The 14,500-nt window shown below is 33.5% G+C and carries 11 protein-coding genes and 1 pseudogene; 3 read left to right on the top strand and 9 right to left on the bottom strand.

From position 1 onward, the window contains the following. Positions 1-27: 27 nt before the first annotated feature. The 3 genes from DK405_RS15655 to DK405_RS02305 are packed head-to-tail and all read left to right on the top strand — an operon-like array spanning position 28 to position 3,688. Positions 28-2,136 (top strand): toprim domain-containing protein, encoded by a 2,109-nt coding sequence (locus tag DK405_RS15655; RefSeq protein WP_410522029.1) that lies wholly within the window; start codon positions 28-30, stop codon positions 2,134-2,136. A 13-nt stretch (positions 2,137-2,149) separates the two neighbouring features. Continuing rightward, complete coding sequence (locus tag DK405_RS15650; protein ID WP_064612769.1) at positions 2,150-2,701, top strand: hypothetical protein; 552 nt, start codon at positions 2,150-2,152, stop codon at positions 2,699-2,701. A 51-nt stretch (positions 2,702-2,752) separates the two neighbouring features. Further along, positions 2,753-3,688 (top strand): Rpn family recombination-promoting nuclease/putative transposase, encoded by a 936-nt coding sequence (locus DK405_RS02305; RefSeq protein ID WP_064612611.1) that lies wholly within the window; start codon positions 2,753-2,755, stop codon positions 3,686-3,688. A gap of 9 nt (positions 3,689-3,697) precedes the next feature. Here the strand turns inward: DK405_RS02305 and DK405_RS02300 are convergent, their stop codons facing one another. From DK405_RS02300 to DK405_RS12980, 9 genes and pseudogenes are all read right to left on the bottom strand, one after another. Continuing rightward, the gene (locus tag DK405_RS02300; protein WP_064612613.1) at positions 3,698-5,452 is read right to left on the bottom strand and encodes a type IV secretion system DNA-binding domain-containing protein; all 1,755 of its coding nucleotides are present in this window, start codon (positions 5,450-5,452) and stop codon (positions 3,698-3,700) included. Between the two features lie 5 nt (positions 5,453-5,457). After that, positions 5,458-6,597 (bottom strand): tetratricopeptide repeat protein, encoded by a 1,140-nt coding sequence (locus DK405_RS02295; protein WP_064612615.1) that lies wholly within the window; start codon positions 6,595-6,597, stop codon positions 5,458-5,460. A gap of 12 nt (positions 6,598-6,609) precedes the next feature. Continuing rightward, a pseudogene (locus tag DK405_RS02290) lies at positions 6,610-9,243 on the bottom strand (conjugal transfer protein TraG N-terminal domain-containing protein). Beyond that, positions 9,243-10,544: a conjugal transfer protein TraH gene (locus DK405_RS02285; protein WP_064612619.1), complete on the bottom strand. Its 1,302-nt coding sequence runs from the start codon at positions 10,542-10,544 to the stop codon at positions 9,243-9,245. The pseudogene DK405_RS02290 and the gene DK405_RS02285 overlap by 1 nt, the downstream one beginning before the upstream one ends. Further along, positions 10,541-11,239 (bottom strand): conjugal transfer protein TraF, encoded by a 699-nt coding sequence (locus DK405_RS02280; protein ID WP_064612622.1) that lies wholly within the window; start codon positions 11,237-11,239, stop codon positions 10,541-10,543. The genes DK405_RS02285 and DK405_RS02280 overlap by 4 nt, the downstream gene beginning before the upstream one ends. Continuing rightward, complete coding sequence (gene traN, locus DK405_RS02275; RefSeq protein WP_064612624.1) at positions 11,236-12,930, bottom strand: conjugal transfer protein TraN; 1,695 nt, start codon at positions 12,928-12,930, stop codon at positions 11,236-11,238. Before traN ends, DK405_RS02280 begins: the two co-directional genes overlap by 4 nt. Beyond that, positions 12,927-13,310, bottom strand: a complete 384-nt coding sequence (trbC, locus tag DK405_RS02270) for a type-F conjugative transfer system pilin assembly protein TrbC (protein ID WP_064612627.1) — start codon at positions 13,308-13,310, stop codon at positions 12,927-12,929. Before trbC ends, traN begins: the two co-directional genes overlap by 4 nt. A gap of 22 nt (positions 13,311-13,332) precedes the next feature. Then, positions 13,333-14,310, bottom strand: coding sequence for a conjugal transfer pilus assembly protein TraU (gene traU / locus DK405_RS02265; protein ID WP_174197563.1), 978 nt, complete (start codon positions 14,308-14,310; stop codon positions 13,333-13,335). Continuing rightward, complete coding sequence (locus DK405_RS12980) at positions 14,311-14,484, bottom strand: hypothetical protein (protein ID WP_174190469.1); 174 nt, start codon at positions 14,482-14,484, stop codon at positions 14,311-14,313. Between the last annotated feature and the right edge of the window lie 16 nt (positions 14,485-14,500).

Below are 14,500 nucleotides of genomic sequence, written 5' to 3'. Positions count from 1 at the left end.
TTTAGTGATGCGAAGGTGAGGTTTTATATGACTGACAAAATCAATGATTCAAATAATTTCAATAACATTCATAATTTAAAAACAGATATAGAAAATTCTAAAGCTAACAGCTGGAACCACAATGTGGCTGTAAAGTTGATAAATGGTGATATTGCTGATGGTATAGTGCTACTTAGTGATAATAATAGCTTGAGGGCTGATAATACTCTAAAAGAATCAATAAACCAATTAATCAATGATTGGAAGAATAGTAAATTTGAGCTGCAGGATCGTTTGATAATTGCTGACCATAAAGAAGCTGAAAATATTAATCAAAACATCAGAAACTACATGAAGGAAAATGGTGCTCTGAAAGGTCCAGAATACAGCATTTTAATTTCAGGAGCCGAATCAAAAAAATATGCTAACTACATGGCTGGAGACCGAATTGTATTTCAAACAAACGATAAGGATTTACAAATACAAAACAGTGAATTTGCAACTCTAGTATCAATTGATGAAAATAAGTTTGTAGCTAAGACAGATACAGGAAACGAGGTAAGCTTTGATTTGAATAAAATAAGCTTTAAACATGGATATGCTACAACAGTTTGTAACCCACAAACAGCTGTCAAAAAAGATGTATATGTTCTTCATAATAATGGTGTAGGAATAGAAAGTTCTAACATAAGCATGATAGGGAATGCAGAGCAAGTACGGCTGTACTACAATGTGCAAGCTACAAAAAATGTTGCTAACCTAATAGAGCAGCTTAGCACAGCTAAGACAGACTCTATCAATTCAAAAGAGGAGAATAATGATGTTCAAGCAAATGAAGTAAGGCAATATCAATCTGCTCAAAACTATAGAAAAAACGATTATTATTCAAATAGCGAGGAAGACCTACAAAAATTGAAGGATGCAATAGCTTATAGAGCTGACACTATAGCTCGTGATATTCTTGGAGATCCAAATAAGCGCCTATCTACATACGGAAAATTACGTTGGGGAGACACTGGCAAAATACAAGTAACCACCGAGGGCAAGTACGCTGGACAATGGTATGACTTTAGTACAGGACAAAAGGGTGATTTATTATCCCTGGCTCGAAGAGAAAGAGGATACGGCTTTTTTGAGGCAAAGGAATATTTGAAAAGTATGGTTGGAATGTCTAACGTTAGACAACAGTATCCCAGATATGCTACGACTAACAACGATTCTCAACAATACACTCAAGAATCTGAAAGTGTTAAAATCGCAAAAGTTCAAAACTTTTATGAACGATCAAGCAGAATACATGGTTATGAGATAGATACGAGCCCAAGCGCAGAAGTTGAAATAGTAAAAAAGTATCTTGAAAATCGTGGTATTACTTTTGACAAAAGCACCGCAAGTTCAGACTTAAAAGCAAGTATACTGTTTGATACTCAAACGAGAGAAAATTATCCAGCATTGACAGCATTTGCAAGAAATTCAAAAGGAGAAATTACAGGAGTACAGGCCGTATATCTAAATTCGGCAGGAGATAAGGCGAATATTTCAATTAACAGAAGATCTTTCGGTAAAATCAGCGGATCGTTCATAACAATCGCAAAGCGAAATGCGAATGACCCTAATATAACAATTATAGCAGAAGGCGCTGAAACAGCATTGAGCTTGCAGCAAGCAGGAATTAAAGGTAATATCATTGCTAGTGCAGAAATTTCGAATTTGACAAATTATTCACCATTTCCTGGTGAAAAAATCATCATTGCAGCAGATAATGATAGCAAAAATTCTCTAACTAATAATACTGTAATTAAAGCTGCAAAAATATTAGAAATGAAGGAAGCAATAACTTGTATAGTTAAACCACCAGAAAATGGTGATTTTAATAATCTGCTGCAAAGTTGTGGAGACCAGTCAATTAGAGACATTATAGAACCTGAAATTACTAAACTGACTAAGGCAGTTGAAACAACCAAACTTACTCAAACAGAAAATAATAGTATAGCAAAACAAAATGATATTACGAATGTTAAAGAATTGTATAATAAATCGTCATCTCTATACTACTTTAAACAAGAAGAGGAAGCTAAGGTGGAAACGATAGTTGTGAATAAATATTCAGAAAACCATACAGGAATTTATAGTTCAAAAATCTTTAATAATTCATAATTTAAGGGCAAATATGGTTTTTGATGAAGAGACTCAAAAATCCTGGCCTGCACTCACTATTTTTGTTAAAAATGACAAAGATGAAATTACTGGAGCTAAGATATTAGCTCTGAATTCAAAAACATGTAATAAAGCTGATGTAGCTGAAAAATCTGTTGGTACAATTAGTGGGTCATTTGCTGAAATTGCTCAACAGAATTCAAAATACTCACCTGTAACAATCATTACAAAGGATATTGAAACAGCGTTAACCATTAGGCAAGCTGGAGTCGAAGGAAAAATCTTATGTGCAATTGAAGCCGAAAATTTGCAAAACTATAATCCTGGCCCAAAAGAAAAGATCATTCTAGCAGTTAAAAATGACGTAAATACTGAAAAAGCTGAAAAAGTTCTGGAGGATAAGGAAGCAGTAGTCTGTACAGTCAAAAATGACTTCAATAATGTATTAAAAACTCAAGGATTATATGCTGTTAGAAATATTATCAGCCCTGAAATAAGAAAACTTAATGAAAAAATTGAATCAATACAAACTAATATACAACCAGGATTATGTCCGAAACACTAGGCAGAGTATGACACAGCATTTTTTATTTAAAAAACTATAGAGTAAAAAAATATGGCAAAAAAATTAAAGCATGATTCATTGGCAAAGACAATCATGAGTGATCCAGTGGCTGCACAAGAATTTCTAGAGTATTATTTACCAATGAATTTCAAGAGTTTAATAGATTTATCACAAATAAAAGTAGAGCAAGAGAGTTATATAGAAGAATCGTTAAAGAAAAAATACAGTGATATCGTCTATAGAATTGCCACCAAAAAACATGGCAATGCTTTTATTTATATATTAATTGAAGCTCAATCAACCGTTGATTATTGGACAGCTCTGCGGTTATGGAGATACACATTGTTATTGTGCGAAAGGCATAAGAAAGAAAAAGCTAAATTACCATTAGTGTATAATTTAGTGATCTACAACGGCAAAGAAGTCTACAACGCACCTAGGAATTTGTGGGATTTATTTACCGATTCAATGATAGCTAAGCAATTAATGACTTCTGACTATCAATTAGTCGATTTGCAAAGTATGTCGAATGATGAAATTGTTAGAAAAAAGCATATCGGAATGCTCGAATATATGCTAAAGCACATTCATCAACGAGATATGTTAAAGCTTTGGGAAGACTTTCTAATAAAGTTCAAACATGTTTTAATACTTGATAAAGAAAAAGGTTATGTTTACCTAAGATCATTTTTATGGTATACTGATACTAAATTACTAGAGAGTCAGCAACCAGAATTAGAGCAGGTTCTGGCTAAGTATTTATCTGAAGAAGAAAAAGGTAATATTATGAGAACTATTGCTGCAAAATATATTGATGAAGGCAGAGCTGAAGGCAGAGCTGAAGGCATAGAGATTGGTGAAGTAAAGGCTAAACAATGGCTTGCAAGAAACTTATTAAAAGCTGGCTTTTCAGTTGAATTTATTTCTGAAAATACCGGATTGTCAAAAGAAGAAGTGATTAATTTAAAAAATAACATAGAGTATTAATTTTTCGAATTAATACTCTACTAACTTAAGTTTTTTGAGCAATTTATATCCCCAAACAAAAGCTGTATTTAAGTTTTGTAGCTGCATAGTTAGTTTTGTGATAGGAAAGTTACCGGCAAGCTTTACATAACATGTAAGGTCTGGTAGGTTCATAATTTCAGATGGCATAACTAAAATCTTTTTACGCTCAACATTATTCATATTTACCCCATCTCGCATAGTATTTGATCCATATGACAAGTTCTCTTGAGTTTCAATTATCTCTTGCTCACCTAGTGTTAATGCTGATTTATAGGCTGTAACCTGATCGCTAACTCGAAAAATAAATTTACTATTAAACAAATCCAGCATAGAATCACATTCAGCAGCCCCATATATTGCTTCTAATTGATGAATATTCTGCAATCCAGCAACAAAGCAGCCTCCATACTTTCTACTTTCAGCCAAAGCAACTGGTAAAGACGAAACTTTTTGTAGAGCTGGCAGTTCATCAAGTATAAACCACATGTTTTTGTTATCATGATTAGGATTTCTACACATCAAAGCCTTGATAGCTATGCTTATCCAAGCTGAAATAAGTGGGCATAAAGTAGCTCTTTGATTTGGGTTAGCTGTGATAAATAGCCAGCTAGTTTCATTTGAATTACTAAACCATTCTTTTATGCTAAAACTACCTCCAGGCTTTAAATATTGTAGCGAAGTAATATTCTTTCCAAGCGTAGACTGAATTCCTGCAGAAGTTTCGAGCGCGCTTTCACTTATAATACCTGATACAGCAGTGTTTCTAAAAGCTTTTGCAAATTGTCTATTATCAGAGTAAATGATTGTATGAATTAGTTTTATGATATCTTTATCATCCTTATATAGCTTCAATGCTTCAGACAAGACTAATTCAGCATTTTTAGCAAAAAAGTCATCAAGTTTAGGAGTATAATTACTAAAACTACTAGCTATATCATGAAAATCAGCTGCTTCAAAACAATCATTCCAAGGCAACCATTGCTCACTATTTTTTTCAAAAGGATTAAGCAGCTTATCACATTTAGGGTCAAAAAATCTATCAGTAAAAGCTCCAGTTGTATCTACAATTATTGCTCGATCTTTGTGTAATCGAATTTGTGGTAGCAGTTCGTTAAGCATATTAGTTTTACCAGTACCTGTTGTTCCAGTAATAAGAATGTGCAGCCTTTCACTATTCTTTACTAATGGTAAGCCTCCAAAACGGATTTTAGAGGCCTTTTTAGCTCTTTTTAGCATTTTGGCTAAGCATTTGTATCCTACAAAATCAGCACCTCTAATTTTGGCCTTAATAATCGTTTTTTTACCTTGAGCTGTAAAGAAAACAATTGAGATTATCACACCAATAGTAAAAACAATTAATCCTTCTAACAATGCTGAATTGATTAAGAATTCCCATAATTGCTGTATTTTAAATCCATGTTTGCCTGTATAAAACTCATGCAAAAAGTCTTGAGCATTGAGGTGCATCCATTTTTTAAACCTTAAACTATAAAACTTAATGCCTATTTGATCGATATCATAAAAATGCTCACCAATTGCTAGCTTAAGCTGCACATATCTTTCAATTACAAAATAATACAAACTGCTCAGACAAACTTTTTGATACAATCGACATATAATCCAGAATATCGATAATCCTAATCCAATTATAAAAACGTTGGTACTACCTTGCCCAAACATTCTTAACTTATGAGCAAATAACTGCGATCCCCTGGTGAAATTTCCTTGATTCTGAAAATTCATCTATCTCAAGAGTATTTTTTCAAAATCTGTAGTTTTTGCTCATACTCTTTTACTCCAGTAAAATTCTTCAATTCTGTTAACCTTTTTAACATTGTTTCATGTTCTGAAATGATATTAGGATTATATTTAATAGCTAATAAAAAATTCTCTTTAGCGCTTGAGTACTGCTCTAAGTTTACTAATGATATTCCTTTTTCAAGATAATTTTTAGCAAAATTAGGATCATATTTAATAGCTATATCATAATTTTTAATTGCTTCTTGATGTTTACCTAATTTCTCAAAAACCATTCCTTTGATATAATAGGAATCTGCACAATTTGGATCAATTTTAATAGCTAGGTTACAACTTTCCATTGCTTCTGCATGTCTCTTTAATAGATTTAATACATATCCTTTATTATTATAAGCTTTTAAATCATTAGGATCGTATTTAATAGCTAAATCAAAATGTTCTATTGCATTCTGAAATTGTCCCCAAATTGCTAAAGTTAAACCTTTATTATGATATGCTTCTGAATAATTTGGTCTGTATCTAATAGCTATATCATAGTTTTCAATAGCTTCTTGAATGTACCCTAAATTCATTAAAGCTATGCCTTTGTTATAATAAGCTTCTGGATTATCTGATCTGTACTTAATAGCAATATCAAAATTTTCTATTGCTTTTTTATACTGTCCTAATCTAGCTAAAGAAGCTCCTTTATTATTATAAGCTTCTGCAAAATTAGACTTATACTTAATTGCTGTATCATACAGTATTATAGCTTCTTCAGTTTTTCCAAGTTTTTTATAAGACATTGCTTTATTATGATATGCTTCAGCATAATTTGATTTGTATTTAATAGCTAAATCGAAAATTTCTATAGCTTCTAGTGGCTTTCCCAAATCATCTAAAGCTATTCCTTTGCTATTATATGCTGACGCATAACTTGGATCATACTTAATAGCAATATCAAAATTTTCTATTGCTTCATGATATTTTTTTAATTTTAAAAAAGAGCTTCCAATATTAAAATATTCCTTAGCTAGTATAGCTCTATCTTGAATTAAATCTTGTTGTATGCTTTGCTCTGCTGCAACAGCTACTGTATTTAATAATATTAATGATAAAATAATGGCTAATTTTTTACACACGTTTTTCATATTAATTACTAATCATTTATTATCCTTTAAATTTTTTACTGCTTGTTTGCCAGTTAAAATAACTGCTGAATTAGAAGTATTATTAAATTCATCCTGTATTTCTTTAGTCTTATCCTTAATACTATCAGAAATTCGATCAAGATTCTTTATTTTTTTATTATTACTAAAAGTTTGTTCTATATTCTTATTATAAGCCTTATCATTGCTATAATTGACGTTTTGACCTTTTAACTCTTCAGATTTTTTATTAAAAATTTCTTGTAGATCTTGTTCATTCAAAAAATTATCATCATTAATATAATCATTTAAATCTTTAGGTACTTCATTGTTGATTTGAGCAACCTTAAAAGCAATTTTTTCTGCTTCAGCTGAGTGATCTTTAGCCCATCTTGCAGCTTGCTCCTTGCTTCTTATTTCAGGATTTTGAGCAATAATTTCATTTAATACAAGTTCATTGATGTTACGATCAATAGTGATAGAGTTTTGAGATACATAATTCATGCTATAACTAAGTTGCTCCATTTCTTGTTTAGTTTTAGCTATTTCTTGTCCAATAGATTGTTGCTCAGAAAGATTAGCATTTAGATTCTCACTTAATGACCGCACATCACTATTTGTAGTACTGAATCTTCCTTCTTTAACTGCACTTTGAATTTTGGATACTGCTTCATTATATGACTGTTGCTGATTCACTGAGTTGCCTTGTTCATTATTATGTCTTTGATCACCAAAAACTTTACTATTAACTCCCTACACCCCACCTCCAGCACTAGCACTTGTACCACTACTTTTACTGTGGCTACTACTTGTATGCTGACTAAAGGATTCACTATTAGAACCAACCTCCTGCAGAGCTTGGTATTCACTCTCAGTTAGACCTATATACAGAGCTTCATCATGAGTTAACCTTCTGCCTATGTCTATGGCCATGGAGTTTCCTGTTGAAATAAGATTGGCCTCTTTTTGTGTCAGTGAATTAAGCATGCTCTGAGAACTCAAAAACTGGTTTTGATATCCAGTTTGTATCAGTGCAGAAGAGCGGAAGTTATTTCCCAATGAATCTACGTTTTCATGTATAATTTCTCGACCATCGGCTGTTCTAATAACTCTGTAGCTACCATAATCGATAATATTATCAGCCATATATAATAAAGGAGCTAGGTTTTGTTGAGAAATAGTTCTATTGCCTATGCTGTAATTATCCATACTCAAGTTATTGTCGACTATGTTGCTTCCTAAGCTGCTAGCAACTTGTATAGGAGAGAACTGGCTGGCTAAGTTAGCTGTAGCATGAGCGCAAGCTTTTATCACTGACCAAGAAAGCATTGGTATTGATGATGCAAGCATTTGAAACGTCGCATAGCTATATAAAATCATCTCTGCAAAGCTTCCTTGCGATAGCATATTCAGACCATAATCACTACCGAAAGCTCCAGATTTACTGGATAAGCTGATCATTCCTAGACAATGGATTATTGTAAAAAATACTGGCCAGCTGCTGACCCATATTATTAATAAAATCCATGTTTTGAGTATGTTGTAACCACCAGGCAGTAAGCCCATTGGAAATACAATAAAGATCATTGAAACTACTAATGCAAAAAAAACAGATTGTAAAATAGGCATCATGTGAGCAGCCATTTCCCCAGCGACTAGATACGAAAATGATTTTTGAAAGAGCCCTCTAATTGCATGCATACTCACCAGATTAGGATAAATTCGTGATAATGAAAACTTCTCACGCCAGTCATCATATGACTCACGATTAGCATTGAGAAGCATAGCTTGCTTCATCCATTCATGAATGTCTTGTTGCTCTCTTTGTAGATATTTTAGTGTATCTCCAGTCATAACTTTTAGTCTTTGACTTAACATGTGTGATTGATCAGATTGAACTCCAATCGCAGCTGCAAAGTTTGTTAAAAGCCCTTCATTTAATTCTTTATGAATTGCTGCTTTAATTAATGGAGTAGCTTGCCTACATGTCTTGAAACTAATACCTAAATTACTAGGTTCGCGATAATAAATACCGAAATTATTAGGTATATTCTGCTCGATAAATCCTATAATGTCATTAGTTTGTTGAGCAGCTGCTTTTTTTCCTAAGATATTACCTATGATGTAAGGCTTCATAAAGCATTGTCTAAGAAATTCCTTCGTATTAGTTAAAGTTACTGGATCATGTATTTGCACATCTCGAATCTTAGCTACAGCCTTAGCTCCAAACATAATACCAGTTTTTCTGCTTGATAGTCCTTCATAAGCCGGTAAAAGATGATTTTCCAACATTTTGGACACAAAGTAACTCGTTTGCGAGGAAAGAGAAGCAAACATTGCAATACCTATCGGAATATTATCAACTTTTACTGGTGCACTCATTGATACCTCATCCTTCAGCCAAACAGTAGCTTTGGGGGCAAATAACAGCGTAAAAATAAATATCGATGGAAAGAACCACTCCATAGCAAAGATGCCGATATTTCCTCTAAAAATAGCCCTAGTAGCAGCCCATATGCCGCCAATAGTCAAGGCTAAGTGGCCTACTGGAGTGAAGTATTCGCTATTTGAAGCAAAGACTCTGCCTATGCCGTTAAACACATGCCATAACAGATCTCCACCACCAAATGTGTATATTACGTAATCCATTAACTTTTCTCCTTCGCTATTAAATGCTGCTCTATTAATCTAGCCCTTTTATCTATTCGATTTGCATCTGTTTGTAGGCTAGTCCATTTCTCATTTGCAAACAGTTGAACTCGATTCAATTCCTTCAAATATCTTTCTAAATGTTCATTCGAAACTTGCTTAGCACCTAGTGAAGTAACGGCTCTACGTATTTCGGTGATTACTTCCTTCAAATGCTGAACTAATGTATAGCTAGCTATTAATTCTGATGAGCTATCTAAAATTGTGACTCCAGAAATAGATTCTAATATGATATAATCATAAATTGGAAATATATCTCCAATCGAAGATAAAAAGGCTATTTCAGAGTCAGTGAATTCAGAATTATTCTCAAAGTTAATTTTTAGATTCTTCAATTGTTGTTTAGCTTTACCTGCATAAGATTTCTCTGGCAATATTGTGATATTTCGTTGCAAGCTTGGATGCAAGCAACTGACATTATCACAACTGTAAATCGAGGCTGATTCTCCGCCTTTTAAATGACTAATCCAACTTTTTTCATCCTGAGCTAATGAGTCATAAAAGTGTACATTATTGTTTGTAACCACGATAGTGCCAGTCATAGACATGATTGAATCACGCATATCTGATGGTATTCCAACCTTTGCTGCTGCTTTAGTGAAGATGTTATAATCATCCAGCATTAGCTCTGGATCCTTGTTTTGTGCTTGTCGCAGAGATTGTTTTTGGGCTAAATCATTACGACATTTTTTACCAGCTGCAAAATAATCAAATCCACTTTGTGACTGTATATCACGGCAAACAGCTTCTCTCATAGCCCAGTTTCTTGGTAAAGCTGTAGCAAATAATGCTTTTGTTAATTCACAATCTCCTTTGGCAAATTGATTCATCTCCATTGCTAGATTACGTAAGTCCTTAAGAGCATTTTCGATCTGTGGAGCAAATGTTTTTAATCCTAATGAAAATGCATAAACTTTAGCTTGAGAACCAATATTCTTCATTAGTTGAACTAATTCTTCTCCAGAAATAACAGAGAAGCTACCAAGATAGGCATCAATACCGCTACAGCTCATGTTTAAAGATGGGGGAGTTATAGCAAATGGCTGAAATGATGTTTGGCTTGTTCGAGCAGACAATCCACCAGCTGCATAATATCCAGCCGCTTGATCTTGATATGATCCAGATCTAGTAACATTAACACTCATTCCTTGAAATACGTTTTCGATATTCCAAGCCAGTGATACTGGAGCTTGTAGCAATAATAGCATTGTAATGACATAAACTCTGATTCTAATGCTCATGCGGTCTCCAATTTATGATAATATCTATCGATTGCTAGAATATTGTCGATAATTTTATCTTCAGAGATTATGCTTCTAGCTACTGCATATATTTTTTTACCATCGCTAGCTACTAGATATAATACAGGCACAACATGCTTAGGATTTAATTTATTTAGTAACTCATTATTCTTACTGACAGCTAGCAACTGAAATGCATATTTATTAGCAAAGCTCTGAACAATAGGAATAAAGGCTTTACATAGCAAGCAATCTTGTTTAACTTGCAAAATTAATCCCCAGTTTTTAGCAATGTTTTTGAGTTTTAAGTCGTTTTTCTGCTCTGATTTTTCTTGATACAGCTTTCTATGTAAGCTATTAGATGGCTCATGAGCATTAATCAGTTGATAATCAAGTAGAGTAGCTAGTTGCCACATAGTAGCAAACTTATGAGCCTTCTCCATGATTTGCTTCTGCAATCTTTGTGCTGTAATTACATTTTCGAGCGTTGGATTATCAAGCGCTATACGCTGAGCTCGATTAAATTGCTCCTTTAATTCCTCGATTCTATGATCATGAGTCGAACTAATCAACTTAGAAGTAGAGTCATCAGGCTCATGACCATGTTTATCATTGTACCATAGAAATCCTGTAGGCGAAGCATCAACTGTAGATAATTGACTAATTAATATCATAACCATTAGTAATCTGTTCATTTAGACTGACTTTGTTGCATACGATGAACTTTATCTTTGATGCCTGCAATAATGTCTTTGTTCATGCTGTTTTGAGCCTTAGTGAGTATATCACCAAATAGTTCATCCATATTGATTTTAGTGAAATCAACTTTTTGTAATTCCTTAACAGTAAGGCCTCTACAATTTGGACATTCAGGTGTTCCAAAGTCTATTTTTAGCTGTTTTCTTGCTTCTTCCTGAAAAATTCTAGCAAGTTTCGACTGAAAGCAGCAATAAGTAGACTTTCTAGCTAAGCAAATACCTAATATTGGAATTCTTGAAGAACAGTAGGTTCCAATGTAATAGCAGTAACCTTTTTTTCTATATAGAGCTAATTCTTGTTCCTTAGATTTACATTGCGATAAGCCTATATCACGCCCCCAGCCAGTCATTGAAGAACAGCAATTCAAAAAACTAAATACGTCCTTTTTGCATTTGCGATGTTTACCTGAAAATACAGAAACGGGATTTGTTTTAATATCTTTGCTCATCTGATTTAGCATCGCTATATGAGCTACTTTAGCTATATCCCTGTTTGGTATAATAGTTGGAGTATTGCAATTGCCTCCTAAACAAAAGATTGAGTTATTACGCAATGATGAGTGTAGCATTGTTTGCTTCTCAGTTGAACAGCTATAATCGTGCTGCCATAGTAAACAAATATTTGCTACTGATTTTTGGCAAGTGCTGTTTTTTAATTCGCAATTTTGAATTTTAAGGTGTTTGCAACCATCTTTTGGATCGCTAGTACAAGAAAAAACAATCTTTTGTTTCCAATATGGACGATTGACTTTAAACTTGTCAAAAAATACTCTATCACCACCATCATAGTTGATTCTATTGACCTCATAGCATTCGTTACTTTCTGTTAATTGCTCAAGTTCAGGGTTTAAAACTTTCCAATATTCTGCTACTTTCCTTAGTTCTTGAGTCTTATCTCTGTAGTCATAGTGAAGTATACATATTTTTTCATTTACTTCTAATAACAAATTTCTACCAACATGGTGTATAGATGCACCAAGCCTATTAGCAATAGCCCATTTCATTTGTTTTACAATTGCTTCGGGATCATCTGCTAGGCAGTATACTTGCGCATCTAATTCATCATCATAGACATCGCTACGACTATTAATCCAATTACTATGATTCTCCTTTATTTCTTCTGTTGCAAATTCCATTTGCCGGCTTTGCCATGGAAGCCATACATTCTCTAATTTGCACTCAACGTTTAATTCTCGAATAAGTTCAATATTGAACTTACTGCCTTCAGTACAACTTTGAATGATTTCAGTATTAGTTGTACTTGTCTGAGTTACGAAGTTACTGCTATCAAGGGCACTTAAAGGATCAGATTCAATTCTCATTGAATTAGCTATCATATAATTTTGATCGTTGATATTATGTTGAGTTAAGGCATTGTTTTTACTGTTTTCAGCTTGAAATAACATTGCCCCACTTTCTGTACTAAGCTGATTACGGCCATGATAGGTTAAATCCTCATCATTATTAGGATAATTGACATTACTACCTTGATGAAATAATTCTTGTGTATTTGAAGAATTTCCAAGATTTACATTATAGTTGCTAGCTTCATTATAACTGCTTTGCATTGAAGCTAAACAACAATTGATGTTCAATATTATCAAAACTAGTACTATAAGTTGCTTCATGGAGTATTCTCATTCATAATTTCTAATGCTGTTGCTAAAGGAATATGGCCAGTTAATTTCTTGGTTAATCCTCTTTTTTCATCATCTATTACTATCACTGGTACAACATCAATTTTATATTGTTCAAACAAGCTAGGATCTATATCGAAGCTAATACCAAGCTCCATAGTTTTATTCTTTGTTTGTGTAAATGAGTTATTAATTAACCCACGCATAACTAATTGAGCTCCAGCCTTTTCAGACTCAGCAAAATAGCTTTTTAAAGCCTCATCACTCATTGAAAATGAGACAAAAATAAAAGTTTTTTGCTTGTCCAAAAAAAAAGCATTAGCATTATTAACAAATAATAAAACCATCAACATCATTACTCGTATAACCATATTCCTCTCCAAGCTTTATAAATCAAAGCAAACAACAATCTCTTTTTCGCCAAATCAAGTAACCGAAATCTTCACCATTAACTGGAAATTCTCTACCAGCTTGCCATATAGCTTCTGTTTGACCTATGCTCTTACAGGATTTAGTTTCTGGAATTGGATAAGTCATTTGTAGTCGATATTGGCTTTTCTTGATGATAGGCATAGGATACTTACCACATAGGCCTTTATAACCATAATATCCCCATAACATCAGTTGCCTATGCATCTTAGCCATAAATTTACTTACCATTAATACAGATGTTCCAACTCCACCATTATGCGCTGCAGCTGTTCCAGTAAAAGGGTAAAGCATTCCTTGACATCCAGCACACCAAAAAGCATAATCACTTGCTAATAAACCAGCGCTACAACTCATGCAATCAGCTATACATGCTTGATAAGCAGCTACATTTTGAAACAACAACGTTTCTGGATTTAAAATCGCAGATTTAGCATCATCACTCCATAATGGATCAAACTCTGTTAAATATGCTATATCGACTGCAGCCATTTCCAGACAAATAAAATCAAGCAAAATTTCCAGCCAGTAAATCACGGGATAGACATACCAATGAATGTGGTAAAAAGCACTTCCTTCAGCTTCATCTTTCATGCCTTTTTGAGTAGCAGTTCCAAATGACAAACCTCCAAGACTTACCATACACATTGGTGACTTTGTAACGTCTACAAGGCGTACTGGCTCCCAAAATCCTACCGGAATACCAGGTATAGGCACTGGAATCCCTGGCTTAGGACAAAGACATATAAGTCTACCAGAAGCATTAGTATCAGGCATTGAACTGCTTACTACCTTAAATCCAGCTATAGTAATTGGAAACAAGCACTTCCAACATACATCTGTTATAGGATTTACAAATCTTCCAACACACCCAGCAGCTGCATAACAGTTATTAGCTGTTATAGACATTACTATCGCTAACAAAATTACCAGTTCCTTCACTCACTTTGCTTGCATTGATGAAATTTTACGAAGAAGTTTTGGATATCTATTTCCTGGAATTAAATATAAAGTTTCACCACCTGGATTTACTATCTCTTGTATTTCACCTCGTAGCGTATTATTAACTATTTTAACTAGATCTTGTTCTAATTGCTGCAATTTCCAACTTTTCATATAAAACCTTCTTTTA

Origin of the sequence: Orientia tsutsugamushi (genome assembly GCF_900327275.1) — a bacterium.
GTDB classification, from domain to species: Bacteria; Pseudomonadota; Alphaproteobacteria; order Rickettsiales; family Rickettsiaceae; genus Orientia; species Orientia tsutsugamushi.
Note: the sequence above shows the minus strand (reverse complement) of the source record. Positions and strands in the feature narration are given on the sequence as shown.

Coding starts and splice junctions, on each gene's coding strand:
- DK405_RS02300 (WP_064612613.1), bottom strand. CDS start 5,452: ATGAATTTTCAGAATCAAGGAAATTTCACCAGGGGATCGCAGTTATTT.
- DK405_RS02295 (WP_064612615.1), bottom strand. CDS start 6,597: ATGAAAAACGTGTGTAAAAAATTAGCCATTATTTTATCATTAATATTA.
- DK405_RS02280 (WP_064612622.1), bottom strand. CDS start 11,239: ATGAACAGATTACTAATGGTTATGATATTAATTAGTCAATTATCTACA.
- DK405_RS02285 (WP_064612619.1), bottom strand. CDS start 10,544: ATGAGCATTAGAATCAGAGTTTATGTCATTACAATGCTATTATTGCTA.
- trbC (WP_064612627.1), bottom strand. CDS start 13,310: ATGGTTATACGAGTAATGATGTTGATGGTTTTATTATTTGTTAATAAT.
- traN (WP_064612624.1), bottom strand. CDS start 12,930: ATGAAGCAACTTATAGTACTAGTTTTGATAATATTGAACATCAATTGT.
- DK405_RS15655 (WP_410522029.1), top strand. CDS start 28: ATGACTGACAAAATCAATGATTCAAATAATTTCAATAACATTCATAAT.
- DK405_RS15650 (WP_064612769.1), top strand. CDS start 2,150: ATGGTTTTTGATGAAGAGACTCAAAAATCCTGGCCTGCACTCACTATT.
- DK405_RS12980 (WP_174190469.1), bottom strand. CDS start 14,484: ATGAAAAGTTGGAAATTGCAGCAATTAGAACAAGATCTAGTTAAAATA.
- DK405_RS02305 (WP_064612611.1), top strand. CDS start 2,753: ATGGCAAAAAAATTAAAGCATGATTCATTGGCAAAGACAATCATGAGT.